We start from the raw sequence: 24245 nt of genomic DNA on the forward strand, positions 1-24245 counted from the left end.
GTTGCGGGATAACGCTTGTGGTCTGTGAGGGTGGTTATCAGCTGGTAGCGCTCGACGCGGCGGACCACCCGGGGACCGCGGGTGCCGGTGATGGCGATGTCGGCGTCGATAATGCGTATCGCGGTGGTGCCGATGCGCGTCGACCACGACCCGTCGCCGAGGCGGGCCAGGACCGGCATCTTGCGTCTGATCTGGCTGCGGATCAGCAGGTGCGCGCCGGTCGCGGCAGCGCGCTCGATGATCGTGGCAGCATCGAAGCGGCGGTCGGCCAAAAGCAGCATCCCCGGCCGCAGGCAATCGAACAGTCTTGGCGCGTAGGTGGTTTCACCGCTGCTGTCAGGACCGAACACCGCATCGAGCACCGTGCGTGTACCGCAGGCGACCACGGCCACCAGCCGCAGCATCGGGTAGCCGGAATCGCCATTGGGCCCGGCCCGATGACGGCCGTAGGCGGCGAGGTTGGCGTCACTGTCAGCGACATACAGGCTGGTGCCGTCCAATGCACACACCAACATTCCACGCCACCGCGCAACGCCCGGAGCAGGGCCTTTGACCAGATCGAACAACGCCCGCAACGGTTTCGGCCCCACTCGCCGGCGCGCCTGCGACAACGCCGAGGAACCGGGCATGGCCACCAGACCGGTCACACCGGCAACCAACCGGGCCCACACCTGGGTATAGCCCATACCCTCGAACAACGCCGCCGCAAGCAGCAGATACACCACCACCCGCGACGGCAGTACCCGGACCCTCGACTGCACCGAGCGCGTGGCCTCCAACGCGGCATCGACCATCTCGAACGGCACGATCTGGGTCAACTCTCCCAGATGCCCCGGCGCGAACGGCCCCGCCGCTGCCCCCGACACACGATTGATGACAAACTGAACAGACAGCGGAACTCCCGGTACACGGTTTTCTTGGTCGATAACCTCTCTACCAGGAGTTCCGCTGTTCCATTCCACGACACATCAAGCACCACAACAAGACTCACTTGACGACCGGCCCATCCGCGCTAACTGCGCGGCATTGGCGTTAGGCCCACAGAACAGAACGGCAAAACCGCAGGTCGATGAGTTGCGGTTTTATTGCATTTGGGTAGTTACCCGAACCATTTCCGTGCTACCGGGCGCGCAGCCCAGGGCAGAGCGGCATGGCTGCGAAAAGGTGACGTCGGTGTACGCGGCCATGCGTCGGTGGCAGCGGTGTCGCTGCACGGTAATGGTGGTCGGCTCTTCTGGCTGGAAGCACGGGGAGGTTTGCTGACCGACACTCATGCGGCTCCGACACAAGAGTCCGCCGGGAGCGCTGCCATTCGTAGAGGCTGTAAGCGGTTGGTGTCGTTGATGATTCGGCTGATGGCGCAGCGGCTGCGGCCGGTGATGCGGGCGATTTGGGCGGGTGCGGGTGGTAGTGCACCCGGCCGGGTACGCCTACCAGTACGACCTGCCCACGCTGGCCCGCATCCTGGACTCGGCTGGAGAACCTGTCAGGCTGACGGGCTGAGGTTGTTCATGATCAGGCCGAGAGTGAACGCGAACCGGTCGGGCCCGGTGCCGGAGGTCAGCTCGGCGGCATAGCGCCGGGTCTGCGGAAACGTGTCGGCGGGCAGCGCGGTGAACCGGCGCTCCAGCTCCGCGCGGCTGACGACCCACTCCTGATCCGGGTGTTTGCGCCGATTCTGGACCAGTGACTGCTCCATGGCGTAGGCGCTGACGTAGAGGGACAGCGCGTCCAGTGTCCACGCCGCGGTCCGCGGTTCGATTCCGCCCGCGAGCAGGATCGCGAACATCCCCTCCCTGACCCGCAGCGCCTCGAGGTTGGTGGGGACCATGGCCAGTGCGGCGCGCGAGACGCCGGGGTATTTCAGGTACTGGTCGCGGATCTGTGTGAACACGTCGAGGAGCTGACTGCGCCACGTGGCCGGGTTCGGTTCGGGAAGCACGATCTCAGCGCTGAGCCTGCCGACCAGCAGATCGTCGATGTCGTCCTTGTTGACGATGTGTGCGTACAGCGACGAGGGCCCGGTGCCGAGTACTGCGGCGACCCGGCGGATGGTCAGTGCCTCGTACCCCTCGGTCGCGACGACTTCCAGCGCGGCATCGGTGATCCGGGCGACCGTGATCGGCTCCTTGCGGGGTGCGGACGCCGCGGTGTCCTCGGTGGACTGGGCGTGACGAGCCGCTCGGCGTTGTCGGGGATCGGCGGGCATACGGGCCACTATAGCTTGACACGAACTTAGTTCGTCAAGTAGAACTTTGTTCGTCAGTGTCGAACTAAGTTCGTATGGAGGTGTGTGGTGCGAGTGTCCGTTGCTGGAGCCGGTCTTGGTGGCCTGTGTCTGGCGCAGGGTCTGCGCGGGGCCGGGATCGAGGCCGAAGTATACGAGCGGGACCCGGCGATCAGCGCCCGGTTCCAGGGCTACCGGCTGGTGCTGAACCCGGTGGGCTTCGAGGCGCTGCGCGGCTGCCTGCCGCAGCGCTGGCACGCGCTGCTGGACGCCATTGTCGGCGACGCCTACGGCGAGCGGCTGATCCTGGACCCGCAGCTCAACCAGGTCGGTGAGCTCGGGCCCGGCCGGACCGGGATCGTGGTCGACCGGCACGTGCTCCGCCACCTGCTGCTGACCGGCTTGACGGTGCACACTGGGGCCGCGCTGACCGGCTACGACCTGCTGGCGGGCGGCCGGGTCGAAGCGCGGTTCGCCGACCGCGACCCGGCAACGGCAGACCTGCTCGTCGGCGCCGACGGCATCGGCTCCGCCGTCCGATCGGTGCTGTCCCCGCAGACCACCTCGACCGACACCGGGGTCCGGTTCGTCATCGGCCGCACACCGCTGACCGAGCAGTTCACCAGCCTGTCTCGGGCGTTCGGTTCGAAGATCGCCGGAGACCGGGTGAGCCTGCTGCTCGGCGCGATGCGCTTCCGTACCCCACCGAAGGAGGCGGCCGAGACGCTGGCACCAGAGGTGACCCTGCCCGATATCCGCGACTACGTGCGCTGGGCCATGATCCTGCCGCCGAACGGCTCGCTCGGCACCGCGACCCCGCAGGAGGCCGTGCTGTCCAGGATGCCGGGCTGGCACCCGGACCTGCGGACGCTGATCGAACAGGCCGATCCGGACAACAGCACCCTGCTCTCCATCCGGGTGGTCGAACCTGGCGAACGCTGGGCGCCCGGTCCGGTCACGCTGCTGGGCGATGCCATCCACGCCACCTCACCGACCGGCGGCAACGGCGCCAACACCGCCCTGCGCGACGCCGACCTGCTCCGCCGTTGCCTCACCGGAGGCCGCGACCTCCTCGGCGCGGTCGGCGACTACGAGCGCGAGATGTTCGAATACGGCGCCGAGGCCGTCCGTTTCAGCCTCGAGGCGCTGCCCGCCATCGCCCCGCAGAAAGAACCGGCCTGACACAAACCGAGCGAGCCATTTGCCGCTTACGTCGCGTTTTCCGCTGGTCGCGACGACGGCAGGACGTGCGCGTGGCGAGGCCGGCTTGCGAGCAGCCAGCTCGGGCGCTTCAGCCGCACCCATCGTCACCTTGCTCGTTATCCCTGAACTCGCCCTACTCAGCTACAGCAAACATACAGACCAATCGGTCTCGTTAGAGTCTGGCAGGGAGGGGCGAGCCGACAACATCTCTGCCGTGACTGAACGGAAATGACAGCGGCGCCCAATCCTTGACAGCCAGCGGCATTATCGGATGTTCGTAACCTCGTAATCGCCCCGCCCACCCACGACATACTGCTTGGAATAGTTGCCTTCGCAACTCACCTGTGAAGGACTCCATGCATCGGGACCTGGGTCGAGGTCGAGCACGAACTCTGTCGCAGATGCCGCGACGGCCATGCCATCGGAGAGCACCCGATACGGAAATCGCCGACTCTCCAGGAACCGATATTCCTGCACTCCGTGCACGGTCAGCTGGACGTGACACCACTCGGACATCCGCCCGTCGCCGGGACCAGGAGTCCTGGGTAACGCCTTATCCATCGCTTGCAGATCGACCCTCACCGTCGCGAGCTTTCCGGGTTCGGCCAGGATGGAAACTCCGACAATGACGCTGTCGTAGAAGTTGACGAACCTGTCGAGGAACGCAGGGACGTGGTCGCTGGTGATCTGCACGTAGTTGCCCTTTTCTCGGAAGATCTAATCGCATCCACATGCCTATAGCAGCTTGGTTGTCACGGGCATGTGTCAGGGCCAGTTCGCACTCGGTCATGAGCTGATGACCAAGCTGATCGACTCCATCAGCCACGGCGTCCCGAAGACGCTGAGCGAGGTCATCACACTCGGCAGGACGCTGAAGAAGCGAGCCGCCGATGTGCTGTCCTACTTCGACAGTCCCGGCACATCCAACGGCCCCACCGAGGCCATCAACGGCCGGCTCGAACACCTGCGCGGCAGCGCACTCGGGTTCCGCAACTTGACCAACTACATCGCCAGAGCCCTGCTCGAGTCCGGCGGCTTCAGACCGCAACTACACCCTCGATTGTGAAGAGACGGATTACCACCTGCAGTGACGGGTGGTGCCTGTTGTGTCGTCCGAACGCTGTGCCGGAATTGGGTGATGACCTGGGCGGTGTCCGCGCTTACAAGGGAGCCGCCTACGCGGACCATTCCTGTGCATGCGGGGGCGACTACAAGTCGAAACCAACCCCTCCGTCATGCCGGACCATCCCGCGCGTACGGGGCCGACATGCCTCGGGGCAGCATCAACGGACTATCCCCGCAGGTGCGGGGCCGACTGGCTGGACGAGATGACAACGTGCCCGATCCGCGGACTATCCCCACACGTGCGGGACCGACGGGACGGTGCCCTCGTGCTCGTACCGCGCCAGCGGACTATACCCGCGCGCGTGGGGATAGTTCTGGGACGCTGATCATGGCTTCGAGGCCGTAGGGAGTCGGCCCCACCCGCGTGGGGATGGTCCGTTCGACGGAGCCCGAATAAAGAGCCTCACCAGGCCGGCCGCCTGGGACACCGTCGACGCCCTCCCCAGTCGGATCGGCCCGCCGGGCATTCTCGTGCCAAACAGCCCGATCTGCGCCCCGCCGAATCAGGTCGGCATCGAACCTCCGAGCTATGCTGCGAATCCTGTTGCGCACCAGGGAGATAAGCTCGCCGGTCCGCCCTCGCTCCCAGACGCGCGTCGATCGGGACAGGGCAGCGGTGATGATCTATCGGCTGCCGGCGTAGTCGGTGCACCGGACATGCAATCAGCAGGGCCGCCCGCCGGTCTACCGCCGTTGCCGGGTGCGGGAACCGGTCAGAGGGATCCGTCCGGTTCCGGTGGTGCTGGTTCCATGATCGATTCCGGGGCGCCTGGAGTTCCGCCTCCGCTGCCGCCGTTGCCGGGTGCCTGGGCGACGGCGGGGCGCGATTCCGGATTCGCGGTGTCTAATTCCGGTGGGGCACAGGGGAGTGCGCCGTCACTGTCAACGCCGTTGCCCGGCGGTGGCGGGTGGAACGAGGGTGAGCGCGGCGACGAATACCACGTCTACGTCCACGTGCTCGACAGCGACGGTAATACCCGCACCCAGCCCGCGTGCGATGGCACTGGGTGTCCGGCGAGGGGCGGCCGATGGTTTGCGCCGAGCGCGTTCAAGAAGTACAAGCGGGCCGGCTCGTTCAGCAGCGTCTACCATGCCTACTTCACCTATGACGCCGACACACGTCCAGCGGCGTCGAATTCGAAATGCAGGTAATGGCCGTTCACCTCGTACCTGTCGAAGTTCGGCCCGGTACGCTCCGGTTTCCCTAGCCGGGACGCCACTTTGGCCCGGGTTGCTGTTGGGGACAAGCCCTCCAACAGATGGTTCGGCCGCGGGCGTATCGACCGGCTTGACCGAGGCGGAGCGCCGGCAGGCGATGCGCAGGTTGGAAGTCCTGCGACCTCATCTCGACGACGGTGTACCACTGACCCGCGCCGCGCAGGCTGCGGGAATACCGTTACGGACCGCGCAACGCTGGCTGCACCGTTACCGGGCCTGCGGCCTGACCGGGCTCGCCCGGACCCGCCGCCACTCTACCGGCCGACGCACCGACCCGGATTTGGTGAAGCTGATAGAGGGCTTGGCGCTGAGCAGGCCACAGCCGTCGCTGGCGTCGGTCACCCGCCGCGCCGCTCGAATCACCGCCGAACAGGGGTGGGTTCCGGTGTCCTACAACACCGTCCGCTCGATCGTCACCGCACTCGACCTGGCGATGGTTACCCTGGCCCACGATGGCGGTACCGCGTTTCGCGACACCTACGAACTGGCCTACCGCCGCCGCGCCGAACACCCGATGACTGTGACAGCCTGATTTGGCGCCGGTGTGACGGCCTTTCATCGAACCCCAGTCACTGCAACACCTTTCGATACTGGTGTTGCAACCACCGCTAGAACCTAAGCATGCACGCGGTGATAAGTTTTCACGTTCCGCCGACAGCTGAAACGGCACGGTGAACATCGGACTATCAGCGATCCGCGCCTCAAGCCGCCCGCCCGAAGCATCAACGAGGGGTAGCGGACGGCGTTCGACTGGATTTGCATCTTCGATGGGTGATTGAGCGGGCATGTTGTCGAAGAGCGTCATAGCGAACTGCTCTTGCGGAATCTGCCGTTCTACCGCTTCGACGCCAACCGCATCTGGCTCGCGCTCGTCGCCCTCGACCTCGACCTGACCATCTGGATGCAGATGCTCGCCCTAGCCGACCACGACGCACGCCGATGGGAACCGAAAACCCTTCGCTTGCGGCTGTTCTCGATCCCCGCCCGCCTCGCACGCCACGCCCGGCGAACCCACCTGCGCTTGTCGGCCTACAACCCGTGGACCAGCTTGGCCGTCACCGCGCTGACCCGCTTGCAACCCGGCTGACCAGCACCAATCCGCCCCTACCAGTGAAAGGAGCAGCAACTCCGGGCCGTGGAACCCGGCAGCCACCCCGCTGAACGGGACCCCAGCCCTGCCGTCTCGCGGCCGGAACAGCCGCAAACCAGCAATCCGAACCCGATCAGGCCAGCACGTCACCCCGGTGAAAAATCAAGGTTAGCTCCACCGATGTAGTCGGTAACGAACCGCTCCTTTGGGGGCGGTTTTCGTGGGGTTCCTAGGTGGAATTCTCATGGGCGACCGCGGAAGTAGGGGCGGTCGTCGCAGGTTCGTGCCTCGGCGGGACACACAAAACATGGACAACTGGAAAACGGCTGGTCATCGTGGGTGCGTACCCGGTCTGAGCGGCTGTTTCGACCCACGTCGCTCGACAAGGCATACGACGTCGCTCGACTGTGCCTGTGGGTGAGAGAATGCCGCGAGCGGTAACCATATGAAAGCTGAAGATCGGCAGAAGTAGAAATAATCTCAGGTCGAGGCTCATATTCGAGCGAATTGCAGGCTTATCCATCCTGTGATGGACCCGCCGATATGCGACAAAGGCAACATCAGCCCGGTAGAAACCTTGCCGAAATTAACTATCCAGAGTGAATATCTAATAGCGGATAATGATATTCTTCAGCACGCCGAGATTGGTGATTTCGACCACAGAAAAATGAGAACAGGCTATGTTTAAAACACCCCATTTTGGGGTTCGACATCCCGTCGGATCGTTGCTCAATATTTCCTGGAGATAGCCATGAGATCGACCTCACTCCTGCTTCGTGCCGCCGTTCTTGCTCCGGTGGCCGTTGCTACCGTATTTTGTTTGGCTGCACCGGCAAATGCCGACCCCATCAGTGTGAACTGGAGCTGTAAGGGCACGGTCCTCGGTATCGGCCAAATCTCGAGCATGACCACATCGGTCACCGGCACCGCGCCGAGCTCGGCGGCGTCGGGTTCCGCGGTTGCCGTCACCGTCACACCGGGCGCCTCGTCGGTTCCCATTAAGGCTTCCGGCTTCACCGTGAATAACATCAGCAACCTGAAGATGACCATTCCGACTCCGGCGAATTCGACATTGGTCTCGGCTACCGCCTCCGGGGGTACCGTGGCCGGCACCGTCTCCACGTCGGGCGGGAATGTCGTTCTGACCGTACCGGGTCCGATCGCCGGCGGCACCAGCTTCACCCCGCCGGCTGTGACCATCAACGTCACCGCCGGCACCGCCGGAACGCCGATCACCAGCAAGTACGCGGGTACCAGCTATACCAGTCCTGGCATGACCATGACGACCAACGTCGCGTTGGTCGGCAATGTCGCGACCTCGTGCTACCCGGACCCGTCCCCGACCCTCACCACCACAACTGTCAGCTGAGCCTGCGAAAAGGCGCCGCGGCGTGATCGCCGGTGTCCGGGCCCGCGGCCTGTGGTGAACATGCCTGGACCGGGTTTGCGCCAGCAGCCCGGTCCAGGTCTCACCCGAGCCAGACCGGGTGACCGCTGTCCTGATAGTGGTTGCCCTGCTTTGGGTTTGGTGTAGTGACAGCCACTTCGACCGAATAATACGATGCACAGTATCGCATCGGCCGTTGTGTCGTACAGTGCATGTCCGACACAGCCACGGTCGCTTCGACGACCGGAGCGGTGCCCGCTTTCGTGATGTTCGTCAGCCGCGGTTCGGGCTTTCGGCCAATCGATTGACAGGAGCCCACATGCCCGCTTCAAACGCCCGGCGGCGGTCCCTACCGCACACAGGGAAAAGATGGCGCGCACTCGTGATTCCCCGGCTGCCCTCGATCCGCGCTGCGCTACCGCGGCCTGTGGCATTCATCGAGTCCACCGAACTCCCTGACTCCCCGGACGGAATCGAGCGCTCGGCAACCGAGCACGCCCTGATCGGTTACTTCTGCTGAGCAGTTTCATGTTTCAAGTGATCGAGGGGAAAGCCTGTGTGCCCGAGAACAACCGAACCCGCCCGGATCTCGGTCGAGCTAAAAAGAGCCCTGGAGTGCTATCACGGAGCCGTCGAGGATCTGGTCCGCGAATTGATCAGAGTGCTGGGCGTGAACGAGACCGATCGGCGTGCACTGGAGATCGTCCTGCTCGAGGACGAGAAGTCTACGACGCCGGGAATGCTGGCCGAACGGCTCGGCCTCACCGCTGCCGGCGTCACGATCATGCTCAACCGGCTGGAGAAGCAGGGCTACATCGCTCGCTCGCTGCACCCGGCCGATCGTCGTCGCGTGATTGTGATGGCCACCGAACTCGCGGCCCATCGCGTACAGGAACTCGTCATACCCATGATCGTCGAGGCCTACAAGATGTTGCTGAGCTCGTACGACTCCGCCGGACTCGAAATAATCGCCGACTTTCTCACCCGCGCGGGCGAACTGCAACGAATCCACCAGCAACGGCTGCGTGACGTGGATCCCTACCCGAGACCCTGAAAACCTCGATCACGAAATCTTGCATGAGAGAAATCCGAGGCGCTTCGAGATTCAGTGCTCAGACTTTGCTGTGGAAGTTTGGATACGCGGTGTCTGCGCACCGCTCTTCTCGGCAAAACCCTGAAGCATGGATGCCCCGCTAGAGCTGTTCGGCGAGGCGACACCATATTGCTCGCGCTTCGGTGTTCGGCAGAACTGCTGGAATTCAATATCCGACCCTCGGGCTTGTTTTCGGGTGGTGCAGGCGGTGTGGTCACCGATCTCACAGGCCATGCCATCCGAAGTGTCGTCACCAGTTCCCAGCGGTCGGCACATCTCGAGGAAGAAAGCAGTAGTTGGATGCAAACCGTCGACAACAGCGAAGACCAAGTGGCAGAGCCGGACATCAATGCTGTGCCTCGGCCTCGGATTCTGCGGTGGTGCGGTCGGCCGGCCGCGGGGCCATCGGCCGATCGGTTCCGGCAGCAGATGTCGCGTGCGGGTGTGGTAGCTGCGTTGGTGACCACGGCGATCGGGATAACGCTCATGGTACGGGCGGATTCGATCCTGCCGGTGCGGGCGAACAATGCGGAGGTGTTCTCGGGCAAACCCACCATACAGACTCTCGACTACAGCGCTGTCCGAAGCCAGACCAGCGTGACGAACACGAGCACGACATCGGGCGCACCGAGCGAGGTCCCCGTACCGGGCGACGTCTCGGGCACCGACACGGCTACCGATACCGCCCAACCGGCCGCCGATTCCACCGACCCCGGTACCGGCACGGCCACTGCGCCGGAATCGACGACAGCCATGACGACGGATACCTCGGCTGCGAACTCGACGATTGTGTCGGTGAGCGCGAGTTTCTCTGCCACGGCGAGCCTTTCGGTCCAGGCCACGTCCAGCGTGCAGGACCAGGGTACGGTCGCCTCGACCTCGATATCCACGGTGACCGTCACCATGACTCCGACGGATACGTCGACGGTCACGGTGACAGCCGATCCGAGCACGGTGACGGTGTCGGCTGAGCCGTCGACCATCACCGTCACCTCCGACACGGCGACTACCACAGTGCCAACCACCATGACAACGGCACCGACCAACACCACGACGACGGTGCCGACGAGCACCACAACTACGACCACGACGGTGCCCACAAGCACCACGACGACGACGATTCCGGCGAGTTCGACCACGACATCCACGTCACCGGAGGTGTCCACAACACCCGCGTTGCCGACGACCACATCGACGCGGTCTACGACGACCACGGCGCCGACGACGACCAAGCCCCCGACGCCGACGAAGTCGGCGCGTCCGACGACTCCGTCGATCGCGCATCCACCGGCCGCATGAGGTGCCCGGTTCTCTCCGGACAGGTGGTTACTGGGGGTTGAGGAGCATCTGGGAGGAAGTCACGCTGAGCAGACCGGGTGAATCCTGTTGCTGTGCAGGTGATTTCATGACCGCGTGACTGATGAGGTTTTGCCCGGCTACGGGCGTTTCGGTGCGTTGTCCCGTGTGGAGTTAGGGGCCGCTGGGCGCGGTGGTTCAGGTCAGCGGGCTCTGCGGCTGGGTCGGGTCCGGTGGTATTTGCGATTCGATAGCGGCGAATCTCCCGCTGGCATGAGGTATTTCGGTGGGAGTGGCTCTTCCGCAGGGGAGCTGTTGAGCTGGGGGCCGGGCGTCTTGTCCGATGTAGTTGTGGCGGCCGCGAATAGGCTGATCGGGTGCGTTCGATGGAGGAATTGAAGCAGCAGTGGCTGGCCGAGGTGTCGAGCCTGTTCGCTCGCCCCGAGATGTATGCCCGTAGCGGTCCGGAGATGGAATTGGTAGCGGGTGGCCGGCTACGGGATCTGTGCTTCCTCGACGGTAGAGACGACGAGTTCGAGCAGGTCGTGGAGGCGCTGCGTGGATTCGGCAAGCTCGGTGTGCATGGCCCGTTCGCGGCGATCTTCGGCCAGGAGCGTCGGTGCACGGCCGAGGTGGCCTCGGTCTATGCCGAGCATTATCACCGCCTGGGTTATCTGACGGTGGACCGGTTGCTCGACTCGGCGGGGTGGTCACCGATGTCCTCGGTGGCCGACTGGGTGGCCGATCGCGATGTCCACCGCAGCGAGGTCGAGGCGGCGTTCGGTCCGCCGAGCTGTCGGATCGGTAAACGGGTGTGGTGCTATGCCCCGGCAGACGGCGGTGGTTGGGTGTTCTTCGACTGCTGGGACGAAGCGCCGCAGCGGTACGTACCGAACAAGGGAACCTTCGACCGTGAGGTCGAGGCCGATCCGTTGGTGCGTGATATCCGTATTCCCGCAGACGATTTCGACAGCAGCCTGGTTTTGACCTTGTATGGCCGAGTCTTGCGGTGGGGACCTGGCTGGTGGATTCATCGGCCCAGCGACGCGACGTCGGAACAGACGAAGGCGATCGCCGCCCAACTGCAGCAGATCGAAGCCGCCGACCCTTCCCAGGGCCGTCGACGCTAGCCACCGATGCACGTGCTGATCGGTTTGTCGGCACGTGTTGATGGTGTTTCGGGGCTGTCGCGATGGCGGGCGAACTCCTATGGTCGGGGTGGGGGTTCGGCTGGTGAGGGCGACGATAGCGTCGTGGCTCGAGGAGCTCGAACGGCGAGAGGCTGGTGCCCACCATCATGCTGCCCGCGGTTCATGCCGCCATTGCCGCCGACCGCCTGGCTCGCGCTTCTGGGAAACCGTACGAGACGACAAGGCGGCCTCCGATGATCCGACCGAACTGGTCTCGACGTTGCCTCGGTGGAGGCCACTGTCGGCTGGCTCGATGAACTCACCCAGGGACGGCTGCTGGACTCCGAAGCGATCGGCACGAGCTGTCGTAAACGTGCGTCCGGACAGGCAGGTGTGCGAGGGGACGCTGCTCCTGCCGCCGCTCACATCTGATCACGCAAAGAGAGTTCGGAAAGCGCGCTGCTTCCGGCGGCATGGACGCTCTGCCATCACCAACGGCTCGGCATCGGATGCTTGACGGGGCGGTGGGGTCGTCGGAACCGTATACCCGTCCGGGTCCTCGATCGGAGGAGGTATGGCGTGCTGATAACGCAGGTCTATGAAACGCTACCGAACTATGGGAATCATTGGCCGCCATGTGTTTCGGGCGTGGTTGCGTCGTTGCGCCATCGGCTACAGGAGTGTGTGTGCGGCGAGGCGGGCCAGGCAGGTGTCGACGACGTCGGCGGCCGAGTCGGGCCCCGCTTCGGCGGCCCACCGTTCGGTGCCCAGACGCACAGCCGTATTGGCCATGGCGGCGGCGAGAGCGACGTCCAAATCGTCGGGGGAACGGCCGGCGCGGGCCGCGATGATGGGGATCAGGCTGGCTTCGCAGTCCTGCTGGACGCGCAGCCAGGTCGCACGCAGGGTGGGGAGTTCGGTGGCGGCACGCAGTAGGGGATGCAGGAGCTTGTAGGCGATGCCTGCGTCGGCCAGGGCGGCGGCGGTAGCGGTGCGGTAGGAGCGGCTCAGGGCCTCGCGCAGCGGGAGCTCGGGTGGGCAGCTGGCGAGTTCGTCGGCCCAGGCCTGGGTGCCGATGGCCAGCAGTGGGGCGACGACGTCTTCCTTACCGGCGAAGTACCGGTAGAACGTTCGCAGCCCCATCCCCGCGGACGCGGCGATGTCCTCGACAGTGGTTGCGGCGTAACCGTTTTCGGCAAACAGATGGGCAGCAACCATGGCCACCTCCCGGCGTGTGGCCGCACGGCGGATCTCGCTGAGTGCCGGCCGCCCCGGGCTGGGCGCTGCCTGGTTTCGTTGCCTGGTCACGGGCGCACTATACCCACCTCGAAAGATTATATTGCACAGCATGTCATTTGTGGCATATCGTGTCAGAAACACTCTGTACGACGAGGAAGAGATCCCATGAACCGTCTCGAACAGCGCCGCATCCTGGTAACCGGAGCCGGATCCGGCATCGGCCAGGCCACCGTCCTCCGCCTGCTGTCCGAAGGCGCGGTCGTCGTCGGCGCCGATATCAACGCCGAAGGCCTGCAGATGACCCGCAAACACGCTGCCGAAGCGGGCACAGACACCAGATTCACCGCCCTCGAGATGAACATCGGCGACGAGTCGAACGTCATCGCAGGGGTCAAGAGCGCCATCGAATCCCTTGGCGGCCTGGATGCCCTCGTCAACGCCGCAGGCATCCTCCGCGCCGCCCATACTCACGAGACGTCCCTGGATCTCTGGAACCAGATCATCAACGTCAACCTCACCGGCACGTTCCTGGTGATCCGCGAGGCCCTGCCCGCCCTGCTCGCCAACTCCAGCAGCACCATCGTCAACTTCAGCTCCACCTCGGCGAACTTCGCCCATCCGTACATGGCCGCGTACTCCGCCAGCAAGGGCGGCATCCAATCCCTCACTCATGTCCTGGCCCTCGAATACGGCAAGCAGGGCCTGCGTGCGGTCAGTGTCGCCCCCGGCGGCATCAAGTCCGGCCTCACCGACGCCACCCCCGGCTACCTCCCGCAGGACTCCGACTGGTCGTTTCTCGGCCGCCTGATCGCCGTCGTCCCGCAGGACAACCCGGAAGAATTGCCAGGTCCCGAAAATGTCGCCGGTGTCATCGCCATGCTCGTCTCCGACGACGGCCGCTTCATCAGCGGTACCGAAATCCGCATCGATGGTGCCGCCCACACTTAGCCGCGCAGGGGTATTCGCGAAGTGCCGAAGAACGTTGGGCGCGCCAATCAGTGGGCGTTATGGCTGTAACAGCCCATGTCGGCCGCACGGCACCCGGACCGACCGGGTCCAGCCGATCCGTTCGGCGATCACCGTCGAGGGCATCGTCGGATACGCCCGCAACAACTCCCTGATCTGCGGCTCTACCGCATCCACGATCGATCCCTTGGCCGGACGCTGATACTTCGGCGGCCCGTCCGAGGCCCGCCTCACCGTATTTCGGGACACGCCCATCAGCCGAGCGATCGCCTTGATCGGTATGCCCTCTGACCGGTGCAAACGACGAATCTCAGCCCAATCCTCCACGGCAAGCATCCCTTAGTCCTCCCTGACTCGATTAGAGCCAGGGTCACCGACCAAAGGGGTCAGTTTTCGCGCGCCGCGCCGTGATCAGTATTCGGGATCTGGCACATTTTTGGTGATTCGGTAGGTCGGATTGCTTAGTCGCTCAACAGGATTCGCTTTCTGAGAAGGTCGGGTTTTGCTCGCCCGAACATCTGGCGTTTGATCATTTTGATTCGGTTGACGTGGCCCTCGACCGGTCCGCTGCTCCAGGGCAGTGTCAAACCGGCGGTGGCAGCATCGAAATCGCGCCGCAGACCACGAACAAACGAATGCAGGGCTGGTAGATCGTCAGCGTCAACAGCGGTCATCCATCGTTCCAGTTCGCGACCGCGAAGGTGCCTCATCATCGTCGCGAAAGCGCGAACATGACCGACCAGCGCGGTCAGTTCAACGCTCGTGGCGAGGATCGCGTCGAGGCGCTGCCGGTCGTCCGGGTCGAGGCGGGCGGGGTCGGTCATGATCCAGGCGACGACGCGGCGGACCGAGGGCGGTTTGCGGGCTGTTCGGGTGATAGGTCCGGTCACGCGGAATGGTTGCAGATAGTTGAGCAGGACCTTCACGCTACCGCGGTAGCCGAGTTTCTGGATTTCCCGGAACAACTGAGTTGCGTTGGTGCAGCCCTCGTTCCACCGCTTGTGCAGGTAGGGTTTGTAGTCCTCCAACAGGCTGGGGTGGCGGCCAGTGCCGTTGTTGACCAACAGCTCTTCGACGCAGGTGGCACGTGCGAAGCGTCGCACGGTTCCACGGGCAAGACCGAGCCGAATACCGATGGCGCGCAGGCTGACCCCCTCGGCGAGTAACGCGTGGACCGCGGTGTAGCGTTCGCGGGCCCGAACCGCCCACCTGTCGGTCCTGTCCGCTGGCGGCTCGCTCATCCCGTACGTCACCGGAATTTCTGGCGCGGGCACGATCGCCGGTTTCTCATCGTCATCCGCCTCGGCTGTGGCGCTGAGGCGGTCTCGGTGTCGGGCCACGACGCATTCGACTGCTTCGCCGAGGTTGTGCCAGATGTGAAAGCGGTCCGCGACCTGCACGGCATGCGGTGCTCAGGCGGCGATGCCGTCGGCGTAGGCGCCAGCGCGGTCGCGGCAGACGATCTCGACGCCGGGATGGGCACGCAGCCAGGCAGCGAGGGTGTCGGCGGCGCGGTCTTCGAGCACGTCTACCGGCCGGCGGGTTTCGATGTCGATCAGGATCGTGCCGTAGTGGTGCCCGCGCCGCAGGGCGAAGTCGTCGACCCCGAGTACCCGGGGTGGCGCATGGTCCGGATCCGGCAGTGCCCGAATCTGCCGCAGCAACGTCATCCGGCTGACCGTGGCCGACAGATGCCCGGTCATCCGAGCTCCCGCACGGCCACCCAGCGCTAGCGGAACGCGCACAGCAAACGCTGCAGAAGACTCGTGCGCCGGGCGTGACGTGCCGCCAGCCCATGCACCTGCTCAGCGAAAGTTCTTCTCTCACAATCGGAGTTGTTGCAGAACAGTCGTCTCACCCGCAGCCGGATCACCATCTCCCGGCCGGTGATCGCCGTGTCGGACAACCGCCGCCAGTGGCGACTATGAACCCGACGCGAACAAGCTCCGCAGTCCGGGCAGGCGACCGTCTCGTCGCGAGTACGCACGTCGAGGTTCACCCGACGCCCGACCAAGGTCATGCCGTCGATCTGCAGCCCGTCCAAATGCGGGAACAAGACCGCGAGCGGTCCAAGATCAGAACACCGGCGACATGATCAATCATCAAGCGGCCATTGGCAATCCACGCCGGGTCAATCACGCAAACCGTGCCAGATCCCGACTTCGCGTTCCGTTGACAGGTGATGATCCCTTCCACCGTGAGAACGAAATCTGCACAGGTCAGAAGTCAACCGAACCAGGGCAGTCCCGGTCGACGGCTGCGAATGATCACGTCTCTCGAGCTCACCCAGGTAAGTCATGAGGCCGACGTCGTCGTGCACACATCGGCGAAGGCCATCGGTGGTGCGCAGGTGCTCGGCAGGGGCGCGTAGATCGCGCGGGTGTCGTGTGCGCATGGGATCGAGTGCGTGACCGGCGATGAGCTTTTCGAGGGTTTCGGGGGTCGGTGTGGTGCGGTCGGCTTCGATGTCAGCCAGATAGCTGGTACTGATCCCGTGGCGCATGTCCGGTGCCTGTGAAAGTGAGCCGGCAGGTGTCCGCTGAACTGGGTGGCTCATCTGTAGTGGCAAAAAGGTGATTGGACGATTGCCGCTGAAGACGAGCCGAACTAGCGGATGCGGGCGTGGCTGCGCAGTGAGTTCTGACGTCGGTTGTCGACAGTCTATGGCGTGGGTCGGCGGGTCGAGGTTGCTTGATATCGGTGGAAGTGATGTCGCGGACCAACGGGTCGCACTGGCTGGGCGTTTCTGCCGAACGCACACTCATGGCTCGCCTATGTCAAGACGCAACCTCGGTGCGTTAGGAGCGCTCCGGTCGACCAAGTGGCACCGCTCGATCTCGTACTCCGGCACCCGGTCGATGCGGTACTTGGCGTATTCCCCCGACTGCTGGATGTTGCGCCGGAATCGGTCGAAGGTGAGCGGCGCGCGGGTGGAGGCTAGCATATCCCGAGTTTCCGGGCAGCTCAGGGCGGTTCGGATCCGGGTCACCCAGCCCTCGTCCAGGAACCACGGCATCAAAGGATGCTCGTCCACCATGCCGGCGTCCACGACCACCCAGTCCGAGTCGAGGTTCTTATCATGGCCGATACGGGCATTTGGGAACCGAAAAGTGTGTGCGGCAAGCGGATACGACAGACCCATCGGATCGAGGACGCGGACATCGAGGGGCATGTTCATGCCGATCATGCCGAGGTTAACGAAGAACACGGTATGCCCGGCGCGACCATCCGGGATCGGTGTGGGAGGTGGGACGATGGTCCAGCTCCAGGATGGCGAATTGATGAGCAGACCGCCGTTCGGGCTTGTTGCGATTTCGCCGACCATGGCGCGCATACGCGGGTAGTCCAGGTAGTCCTCGGCGCGGAGCGGGTGATCGTGGCCGGTGGTCTGGACGTAGTAGAGCCGCTCGTCTGCGATGCCGGAGGTGCTGATCTTGGTGTCGGTCTCGATGGCGGTGGCGTTGGCCGCGAAAAGCGCCCAGCCCGCGGTTCCAGCGAAAGCCGCCGCCGCGATCAGGAAGGCCCGGCCGGTGCGGCGCGGGTCCGCTTGCGCGGCTGAAGACTTCAGCGGCAGCACCATGACGGGCAGCAGCAGGCAGAACAGCTGCGACAGCAGCATCCGGCCGTGCATGAAGTCGCCGCCGACACGGATCTCGTAGACGGTCAGCAGGACACCGCTGCCGAGCATCAGTGCGACCACCGCAAGTGGGGTCCGCAGCCACCGGCTGAGTCGGTGAATGCATTCGCGCAGATCCGGTTTCGCATCGCAGTCGGACACGATAGCGGCAGGACCACCGATACGTCGGCGCCGCACCGCCACCACCGCTGCCGCACCCAGTACCACCAGCGGCACCCACAGCCAATACGGCCCAACCAGATTCCACAGGTAGACCAACCCCTGCCGCCATTTCGCGCCGCCCGCATCTTTCGCAACGGCCGTATTCGGGTACGGCAGACCGTAATAACCCATGCGCCAGATCTGATAGGTCACCGGCACCACGCCCGCCGTCGCTATCATCAGTGCACGGGACATCCACGGCCGCACTCGGATCCCCGGCTGGGGCGCGCAGCAGATCATGAGCAGCGCCAGTGCGCCGACCAGCGTCATCTCCGGCCGGATCAGCGGCGCCAGACCTGCGACGAAGGACAGGACGAAAACGTTTGCGAAGCGCACTATTTCGGTGCGGCTCCAGCGGATCAGCCACCACCACAGCACCGCCAGCCAGCAGATGACCAGGCTAGACTCCAGTCCCGAGGTGGCATAGTCGCGGGCCGGGGGCACCGCGATATAGACCAGAGCGCCTGCCGGAAGCAGTAATTGGGTACCGCCGCCATCCCACAATCGGGCCGTGCCCAGCATCGCAACGACGATGGCCGCAACCGATAGCGTGAGCGCGATACCCAGCACCACGTACTCCAGCCGCGCCTGCGTCAGCCAGCTGAAGAACCAGATGAGGTAGGTCCAGGCCGTACTGGTGTTGACTTCGACGCGCTCACCGGCATTGAAGACTGGGCCGTTGCCCGCCAGCAGGTTTCGCACCGTACGCAGCACGGTCAAGCCGTCGTCGGCGATCCAGCGCCGCTCCCAGCTACCGATCGCGAAAAGTGCAGCGGTGAGCACAATTCCGCTGATGAGAGTCGTGCGAGATGATCGCTGTGTCGCCGGCGCAACCGCAAGCTCTTCGCTCGCCACCATGTCAGGCGAGATAGTCAGCGTCACCTAGGCGAACCGAACACAATGATGAGCAAGAACCACTGTGGACAGCCGGAACCCGGCGACCATCCCTCCGGCTACCGCGTTCCGCAGGAAGCCCGAGGACACGAGACCGCCGCGCTGCCCGGGCTGCCCGGAAAGGTAACTCATAGATGTCCCCCTCATTGGTACGAACGAACCATACCGTGCGATCGAACGAGGGGCCAAATCTTGGGGTCAGCCGTGCGGTCGGACCTACGTCGAAACTCTCTCGCGCACAGCCACTTTCAGGGCAGCAGCGCCGAGCCTGGCACCAACCGGCCGACTACGGTCGCGGGCCGATCGGCGAGCGTCCTGGGCGGTTTCCTCATTGGACACACGCTTGGGCGTATTCGGGGGTACTGCCGTCTCAGCGTAATGCGGAAAGCGGTTGCCTGTTCGTTTGAATCCCACGTCGCAGGCATTCAACGGTCCGCTCGTTCCCGCGGGATCGACAGGGTCCTGCGCCCGCTGCCCAGCCGCCATTGGTCATCCTGAATTGCCTGGAGGTATGTGATTGGATCCGGCCCGGCGATAATCACAGTGACCGCTCCCGGACGATGCGGGCGATGTCGAGGTCGCGGACGCGATGCAGCGCGGGGAATTGGACGACCACCGCGGCGACGAGGACCGCGGCCGCCACCAGCGCCGGCGTGTGTGAGCGCATGGCCAGTTCCAGGTGGGCGCCCTGGTTCTCGTAGGTATGCAGCAGCCAGTGAGCAAGCAGGATGCCGCAACCGACACCGATCGGAATGCCGAGTACAGCCAGAACAAGGTTCTCGGCGGCGATCAACCGCGACAGCATTCCCGACCCCATGCCCGCCGCACGCAAAGCGCCGAGTTCACCCAGCCGCTCGCCGATATTGGCCGACATGGCGTTGAACAGCAGCGCCGCGGCCATGATCGCGGCGAAGCTGAGCATGATGCCGACGAGTGTGTCGTACATGGCGAACGCCTGTCGCATAGCCGAAGCAAGGGTGGCGGTCGACAGGTATGCCACCGTGCCAGGTATAGCAATGAGCCGATCCGACACGGCCTGCTCGTCGGTGACACCGGGCCGCAGCTTTACCAGCACACCCGTGTCCGGCACCGCCCCGACGGCGCGCCGCAGATAATCGGCCGAGACGTAGGCCACCGGTGACAAGGGTTCATCGACGAATCCGGCGACCGGCGCCGAGATCCGGTGCCCGATCGTTTCGTCGGTGATCGCGACGGTGTCGCCGACGGAGATTGCGAGAATGTCCCGCAGACTCGATTCGAGAAGTAAGCCCTTGTCGGAGAGTTGATTCGAGCCGGATTTCGCGGTGAATCGATGCATCTGCGTACCGGACGGCAAGCTGACCAGGAGAGTGTCATAGTGCCGGTTTCCGGCGGAGAGTTCGACGTTGTGGCGGCCGACGGCCTCGGCCGCCGCGACATCCGGATCCTGCCGGACCCGCGCCAGCACGGAGTCCACACTGCCAGAAGTGACTGCCAGGCTCACCGAGACGGCCACACCGACAATCGTGTGTACAGCGCGACGGCGGTTGCGCAGCACCGCGCGCAACGTCATGCGCCAGCGTGCAGGTAGGCGTTGCAGCACCGGCACGAGGCGTTCGATGACACTGCGCCCACTGCGAGGGGCCGGTGGCGCGATGCGCATGGCCTCGGCAGGACGCATGCGTGCGGCCGCGCGGGCCGGCGCCCACGCGGCGAATGCCGCGGCGGCGAACGTCGCGCCGGTCGCCGTGAGCAAGATGATCGGGTGCAGGGCGGCGACGTGCAGCGGCAACCCGAGAGCCTGGGTATACCGGGTGGTGATCCATCCGCCGAGCAAATAGCCCCCGAGCAGGCCGGGATCAAGATCCGGGTTCGTGCGGCGATGGCTGCCCAAGCCAGTGTTGAGGGTCGATTCCTGGGTGGGCGGCCTCCGTATGGGTACCAGTTGGCCGACGCGGGGCCTCATCCGAATCCGGCGAAGGCCGCTGATGGGAAGCGATTGCATCGGTTGGAAACCGATCCGGTCACCGCACCGGTCGTGCAACGGATCTTCGCCGAATATCTCGGTGGTCGAGGGATTTTCGCGATCGCGGAGGCACCCGAGGTCCAAGCCCGCCGTGCCGAAGCCCTCTCACACTCACGTCCGACCGGGAGGCAACGACGAATGACCAGCGAGGAGATCCGCTGTCTCATCACCGAACTGGGAGATATCCGGCACGTGTTGTCCGGGGCGGATCCAGCGGACAAAGCCGACGTCTACCGGCACCTCAACCTGCAGATGACCTACCATCCCGCCAAACGAACCGTGCGGGTCGAGACTTCTCTCGACCCGCACGGTTGGGGTTATGGATCGTGTCCGGAGGGGGAGTTGACCCATATCCCCAACCTGATTTACGCCACTGACCTGCAACTTCCTTGTCGCTGATAGTGCTGTTGGTGTGCGAAGCCGGATTGGTCGCCCCGATGTGAGCAGCTCGCGTTCACGGATTGCCCCTCGGTGTTAGGTCGAGTGGTTCGGCAGGGTGGTCGCGAACGACTCGCCGCCGTCGGGGCGGGAGTAGTCGATCACCCAGCTCGGTCGCGTCAGTGGTTTGCAGCTGACGCCGGCATCGCCGCCGCCCGCGAAGGCGCCGATCCGCCTGTGTGCCGCCGGGAGATTGGAGCTGACCACGACGTTGGTTGATGCCTCACACCTGCGGGCACTCAAAGGGGGACCCTGTCGGGCGCCTTCGTTGCTCTGAACATGTGCGGGGGCAACCCGTCCAACCCGAGAGCCGAACGCTGCTCACCTAAAAGCCTTTCTGAAGGCCGGTATTTTGACCGAGGAAGGCATGAATCGGGAGACTCGCATGGGAACTCCGCAGGGAGGTATTCCTACGCCCCCAACGCAGTTGGCAACTTCTGTTTCGATGTCACGCTAAGCTATCGGCGGTTGGAATGGCCGCGTCGTTTTCCGCGGGCGGTGGGACATGTCCGGTAGTAGGTTTGTGTCGTGGCTGGAAGTTGTTGCGACGCTGCTGAATTCGCTAAATTCGCTTGTCGTGTCAATGCGGCTGCGGAGTTGGTGGATGCTGGTGTGTCGGTGGCCGATGCTGCACGCGGGCTGGCGGATCGGTTCGAGTGTTCGCTGCGGCAAGCCCGCCGCTACGTTGATCGCGCTGTGGGCGGTCGGATGCCGGTTGCGGAACCAACGGTGGAATTCAGCGTCAAACTCAAACTTTCTGCGGCACTGGCGGTTCGGGTGCGTGAACACGCACGAGACTCTGGCAGCACGCTTTCCGAGGTGGTGTCGCAGGCATTGGCAGGTTTCCTGGTGCAGGGCTGCGCGCGGCCCGGGCTGCTGGTGAACGAGAGGCGGGTCGAGACGGAGTTCGTTTTCGACCGGCACGCGGCCACGGATGTGTCGGTGACCTACGAGATATTGGTTCCGCAACGTCGAGCCCGCATCGCGCGGGCTCAGGAAGGACTGCCACCACGTGACGAGCGCGGTGATCTACGCCCGGGTGTCCTCAGCCCGGCAGAAGAAGAACGAAACGATTGGCTCGCAGATCGCGGCACTGCACGCGCACGCCGAAACCCTCGGGCTCGAGGTGCCTGAGGAATGGGTGTTCGCCGACGACGGACACTCCGGCGCCACCCTGGTCCGGCCGGCGCTCGAGCGGCTGCGGGATCTGGTCGCCGGGGTCGGTGTGGATGTGGTGTTGTGCTATTCGCCGGACCGGCTGGCCCGCAAGTTCGCCCTCCAGGCGTTGTTGATCGAGGAATTCACCAGGGCGGGAACGAAAGTCGAGTTCGTCAACGGTCCGCGTGGTGGAGGTCACGTCGTTTGTGTTCCTGGGCTATGAATTCCGGCCGAGGATGGCCAAAAGCAGGCACGGTAAGCATTTCGTATCGTTCCTGCCCGCGGTCAGCACCGACGCGAAGAAGGCGATGGGCAAGGTAATCCGGTCGTGGCACCTGGCCAAGCGTAGCGACAAGTCTCTCGATGACCTCGCACTGATGTTCAACAACGTCGTGCAGGGGTGGATCAACTACTACGGACGCTTCTACCGTTCGCAGTTGCTCTACTCCTCCGCAGGCTCAACCGGCATATAATGCGATGGGCCACAAGGAAATACAAACGGCTCTACCGTCGAGAACGCCGCGCTACGGCATGGCTGGCCGAGATCGCTCGCCGATCTCCCCACCTGTTCGCGCACTGGCGTCTCGGCGCACGTCCTGACGGCTGGGCAATGGGAGCCGGATGAGCCGAGAGGTTCACATCCAGTTCTGAGAGAGCCGGCAGGTGCGATTCCTCCCGGCTACTCACCTCGTCGTGCTGGTCAACGGCAAGCAGCATCATGCCGAGCAGGCCAGGGTCGAGGTCGCCGAGGTAATCGCGCCGATGGGAATGGCCCCATCAGAGGCGAAAACCAGTGTGGCACAAATAGATCGCGGGTTCGACTTTCTTGGCTACCGTATCCAACGTCGGTCGAAACCTGGCACGAACCACGCGAAGAAGGTGGTCTACACCTACCCGTCGAAGAGCTGCGCTCGATCGTCGGGAAGGTTAGGTCCATCACGAGCAGATCATCGATAGGCATGTCTCTAGGAGAATTACTCAAACGCTTGAATAAAATTGTTCGCGGTTGGTGTATGTATTTCAGGCACGGGTGTTCGAAACGCACATTCAGCTACCTCAGCCACTACATGTGGTTCGAGGTGGCGCACTGGATGAGGATGAAACACCACCGAAAGATTCCCGACCTACCTGCCATCTGAGAATGGGACCGTGCTCCATAACCCCGCAGAAATAGTCATCGAACGGTATCGATGGCGGGTCACACGATCCCGACACCATGGAGCGTTCTCGCGGAGCAACTCGAAACACTCTCACGAGCAGACATTCATGGAGAGCCGGATGCGGTGAGAGCCGCACATACGGTTCGGCGGGCAACCCGGGCACCGCGCCCGTAGCCGACCCAACTGAGCCTCTCCACTGAGGTAAGCGGAGCTCGGCTGGATGCGCAGGTGGCCCAAGCTGATCGGTATCTACCGCCAGCTAATTCTTAATCGGGGTCCCGGCAGTAACTGCCGGACCGCTATCGCAGATGTGGTTGTTTCACTTGATGCGGCACGCCGGTGAGCACCAGTTCCGTGGTGCGCCGCGGCGCTTCGGACAACAACGGAAAGAGCACGGCTCGCTTGGGGAGCCGCACGTGCCTTCGGCCCTTCCGTACGGCTTCAACGACCTCGTTGGCGACCTTCTCGCGAGGTACCTGAACCAGGAGCCGCGTGCGATAGAAGCGCTCGAAGGACTTGGCCGCCGGCTCGAAATCGTTGACTCCGGCCTGCATGTTGGTAGGTATTGGGCCGAGCTCAACGAGGGTGGTGCCGATCGGCAAGCCGCGGAGGTCGGCCCGCAGCCCCGCGGTGAAGTGGGAAAGCGCTGCCTTCGACACACAGTAGGCGACCAGGCCGGGCATTGAGGTTCACCCCGAGTGGTGGACAGGGGGCTTACAGATTTCAGGCGGCAGTGGTTCGAAGTGAACGCTCGTAGTCGTCGGGGCTTTGGTTCCCG

The 24245-nt window shown here is 64.1% G+C and carries 25 protein-coding genes and 3 pseudogenes; 13 read left to right on the forward strand and 15 right to left on the reverse strand.

From position 1 onward, the window contains the following. Both AB0J29_RS34865 and AB0J29_RS34870 read right to left on the reverse strand, forming a co-directional pair. Positions 1–866 (reverse strand): transposase domain-containing protein (locus AB0J29_RS34865; protein ID WP_364795088.1); only part of this gene is annotated, 866 nt, incomplete at its 3' end. A gap of 620 nt (positions 867–1486) precedes the next feature. Further along, complete coding sequence (locus tag AB0J29_RS34870; protein WP_364795090.1) at positions 1487–2209, reverse strand: TetR/AcrR family transcriptional regulator C-terminal domain-containing protein; 723 nt, start codon at positions 2207–2209, stop codon at positions 1487–1489. A 93-nt stretch (positions 2210–2302) separates the two neighbouring features. On the opposite strand from AB0J29_RS34870, the gene AB0J29_RS34875 reads away from it, so the two are divergent. After that, positions 2303–3409 carry an NAD(P)/FAD-dependent oxidoreductase gene (locus tag AB0J29_RS34875; protein ID WP_364795092.1) on the forward strand — a complete coding sequence of 369 codons (1107 nt, stop codon included), beginning with the start codon at positions 2303–2305 and terminating at the stop codon, positions 3407–3409. Between the two features lie 285 nt (positions 3410–3694). On the opposite strand, the gene AB0J29_RS34880 is transcribed toward AB0J29_RS34875, so the two are convergent. Continuing rightward, a complete protein-coding gene (locus tag AB0J29_RS34880; protein ID WP_364795094.1) occupies positions 3695–4123 on the reverse strand; it encodes a hypothetical protein in 429 nt (142 codons plus the stop codon). A 91-nt stretch (positions 4124–4214) separates the two neighbouring features. Here AB0J29_RS34880 and AB0J29_RS34885 point away from each other — a divergent pair. From AB0J29_RS34885 to AB0J29_RS34900, 4 genes and pseudogenes are all read left to right on the forward strand, one after another. After that, positions 4215–4496: pseudogene (locus AB0J29_RS34885) on the forward strand (transposase); the annotation flags it as partial. 809 nt (positions 4497–5305) lie between these two features. Beyond that, entirely contained in the window at positions 5306–5707 is a 402-nt protein-coding gene (locus AB0J29_RS34890) for a hypothetical protein (protein WP_364795096.1), read from the forward strand. Between the two features lie 163 nt (positions 5708–5870). Further along, a complete protein-coding gene (locus AB0J29_RS34895) occupies positions 5871–6305 on the forward strand; it encodes a leucine zipper domain-containing protein (protein WP_364795097.1) in 435 nt (144 codons plus the stop codon). Between the two features lie 285 nt (positions 6306–6590). Further along, a pseudogene (locus AB0J29_RS34900) lies at positions 6591–6860 on the forward strand (transposase); the annotation flags it as partial. A gap of 732 nt (positions 6861–7592) precedes the next feature. Here AB0J29_RS34900 and AB0J29_RS34905 read toward each other — a convergent pair. Next, positions 7593–8063 (reverse strand): hypothetical protein, encoded by a 471-nt coding sequence (locus tag AB0J29_RS34905; protein ID WP_364795099.1) that lies wholly within the window; start codon positions 8061–8063, stop codon positions 7593–7595. Here AB0J29_RS34905 and AB0J29_RS34910 point away from each other — a divergent pair. Then, positions 8056–8232, forward strand: coding sequence for a hypothetical protein (locus AB0J29_RS34910; RefSeq protein WP_364795100.1), 177 nt, complete (start codon positions 8056–8058; stop codon positions 8230–8232). The two genes, AB0J29_RS34905 and AB0J29_RS34910, sit on opposite strands and share 8 nt — an antisense overlap. 574 nt (positions 8233–8806) lie before the next feature. Then, entirely contained in the window at positions 8807–9304 is a 498-nt protein-coding gene (locus tag AB0J29_RS34915; protein WP_364795101.1) for a MarR family transcriptional regulator, read from the forward strand. A gap of 51 nt (positions 9305–9355) precedes the next feature. On the opposite strand, the gene AB0J29_RS34920 is transcribed toward AB0J29_RS34915, so the two are convergent. Together AB0J29_RS34920 and AB0J29_RS34925 are read right to left on the reverse strand one after the other, a co-directional pair. Beyond that, complete coding sequence (locus tag AB0J29_RS34920) at positions 9356–9673, reverse strand: hypothetical protein (protein WP_364795102.1); 318 nt, start codon at positions 9671–9673, stop codon at positions 9356–9358. 239 nt (positions 9674–9912) lie between these two features. Next, complete coding sequence (locus tag AB0J29_RS34925; protein ID WP_364795104.1) at positions 9913–10575, reverse strand: hypothetical protein; 663 nt, start codon at positions 10573–10575, stop codon at positions 9913–9915. Between the two features lie 441 nt (positions 10576–11016). On the opposite strand from AB0J29_RS34925, the gene AB0J29_RS34930 reads away from it, so the two are divergent. Next, positions 11017–11769, forward strand: a complete 753-nt coding sequence (locus AB0J29_RS34930) for a hypothetical protein (protein ID WP_364795106.1) — start codon at positions 11017–11019, stop codon at positions 11767–11769. A 672-nt stretch (positions 11770–12441) separates the two neighbouring features. On the opposite strand, the gene AB0J29_RS34935 is transcribed toward AB0J29_RS34930, so the two are convergent. After that, a complete protein-coding gene (locus AB0J29_RS34935) occupies positions 12442–13077 on the reverse strand; it encodes a TetR family transcriptional regulator (protein WP_364795107.1) in 636 nt (211 codons plus the stop codon). 96 nt (positions 13078–13173) lie between these two features. Here AB0J29_RS34935 and AB0J29_RS34940 point away from each other — a divergent pair, with 96 nt between their 5' ends. Next, complete coding sequence (locus AB0J29_RS34940; protein ID WP_364795108.1) at positions 13174–13956, forward strand: SDR family oxidoreductase; 783 nt, start codon at positions 13174–13176, stop codon at positions 13954–13956. Between the two features lie 90 nt (positions 13957–14046). On the opposite strand, the pseudogene AB0J29_RS34945 reads toward AB0J29_RS34940, so the two are convergent. The 6 genes and pseudogenes from AB0J29_RS34945 to AB0J29_RS34970 all read right to left on the reverse strand — a co-directional run. Further along, a pseudogene (locus tag AB0J29_RS34945) lies at positions 14047–14310 on the reverse strand (helix-turn-helix domain-containing protein); the annotation flags it as partial. A gap of 125 nt (positions 14311–14435) precedes the next feature. Then, a complete protein-coding gene (locus tag AB0J29_RS34950; protein WP_364795110.1) occupies positions 14436–15215 on the reverse strand; it encodes a transposase in 780 nt (259 codons plus the stop codon). Positions 15216–15386: 171 nt separating this feature from the next. After that, the gene (locus AB0J29_RS34955; protein WP_364795112.1) at positions 15387–15677 is read right to left on the reverse strand and encodes a transposase; all 291 of its coding nucleotides are present in this window, start codon (positions 15675–15677) and stop codon (positions 15387–15389) included. A gap of 26 nt (positions 15678–15703) precedes the next feature. Beyond that, a complete protein-coding gene (locus AB0J29_RS34960; RefSeq protein WP_364795128.1) occupies positions 15704–15994 on the reverse strand; it encodes a transposase family protein in 291 nt (96 codons plus the stop codon). 741 nt (positions 15995–16735) lie between these two features. Beyond that, on the reverse strand, positions 16736–18670 hold the full coding sequence (zomB, locus tag AB0J29_RS34965) for a flagellar motor control protein ZomB (RefSeq protein WP_364795114.1): 1935 nt from the start codon (positions 18668–18670) through the stop codon (positions 16736–16738). A gap of 574 nt (positions 18671–19244) precedes the next feature. Then, on the reverse strand, positions 19245–20477 hold the full coding sequence (locus AB0J29_RS34970) for an FtsX-like permease family protein (protein ID WP_364795116.1): 1233 nt from the start codon (positions 20475–20477) through the stop codon (positions 19245–19247). Here AB0J29_RS34970 and AB0J29_RS34975 point away from each other — a divergent pair. Further along, the gene (locus AB0J29_RS34975) at positions 20466–21110 is read left to right on the forward strand and encodes a hypothetical protein (protein ID WP_364795118.1); all 645 of its coding nucleotides are present in this window, start codon (positions 20466–20468) and stop codon (positions 21108–21110) included. The genes AB0J29_RS34970 and AB0J29_RS34975 overlap by 12 nt on opposite strands. Positions 21111–21185: 75 nt before the next feature. Here AB0J29_RS34975 and AB0J29_RS34980 read toward each other — a convergent pair whose 3' ends face one another. Further along, on the reverse strand, positions 21186–21356 hold the full coding sequence (locus AB0J29_RS34980; protein ID WP_364795120.1) for a hypothetical protein: 171 nt from the start codon (positions 21354–21356) through the stop codon (positions 21186–21188). An 805-nt stretch (positions 21357–22161) separates the two neighbouring features. On the opposite strand from AB0J29_RS34980, the gene AB0J29_RS34985 reads away from it, so the two are divergent. The 3 genes from AB0J29_RS34985 (at position 22162) to AB0J29_RS34995 (ending at position 23446) form a co-directional block, all read left to right on the forward strand. Beyond that, positions 22162–22530 carry a recombinase family protein gene (locus tag AB0J29_RS34985; protein WP_364795121.1) on the forward strand — a complete coding sequence of 123 codons (369 nt, stop codon included), beginning with the start codon at positions 22162–22164 and terminating at the stop codon, positions 22528–22530. A 13-nt stretch (positions 22531–22543) separates the two neighbouring features. Continuing rightward, positions 22544–22780, forward strand: coding sequence for a group II intron maturase-specific domain-containing protein (locus AB0J29_RS34990; protein WP_364795123.1), 237 nt, complete (start codon positions 22544–22546; stop codon positions 22778–22780). Between the two features lie 486 nt (positions 22781–23266). Continuing rightward, the gene (locus AB0J29_RS34995; RefSeq protein ID WP_364795124.1) at positions 23267–23446 is read left to right on the forward strand and encodes a group II intron maturase-specific domain-containing protein; all 180 of its coding nucleotides are present in this window, start codon (positions 23267–23269) and stop codon (positions 23444–23446) included. 320 nt (positions 23447–23766) lie between these two features. Here AB0J29_RS34995 and AB0J29_RS35000 read toward each other — a convergent pair whose 3' ends face one another. Continuing rightward, positions 23767–24150, reverse strand: a complete 384-nt coding sequence (locus tag AB0J29_RS35000; protein WP_364795126.1) for a hypothetical protein — start codon at positions 24148–24150, stop codon at positions 23767–23769. Between the last annotated feature and the right edge of the window lie 95 nt (positions 24151–24245).

This window comes from Nocardia sp. NPDC049707, from assembly GCF_040674855.1.
Lineage (GTDB): Bacteria > Actinomycetota > Actinomycetes > Mycobacteriales > Mycobacteriaceae > Nocardia.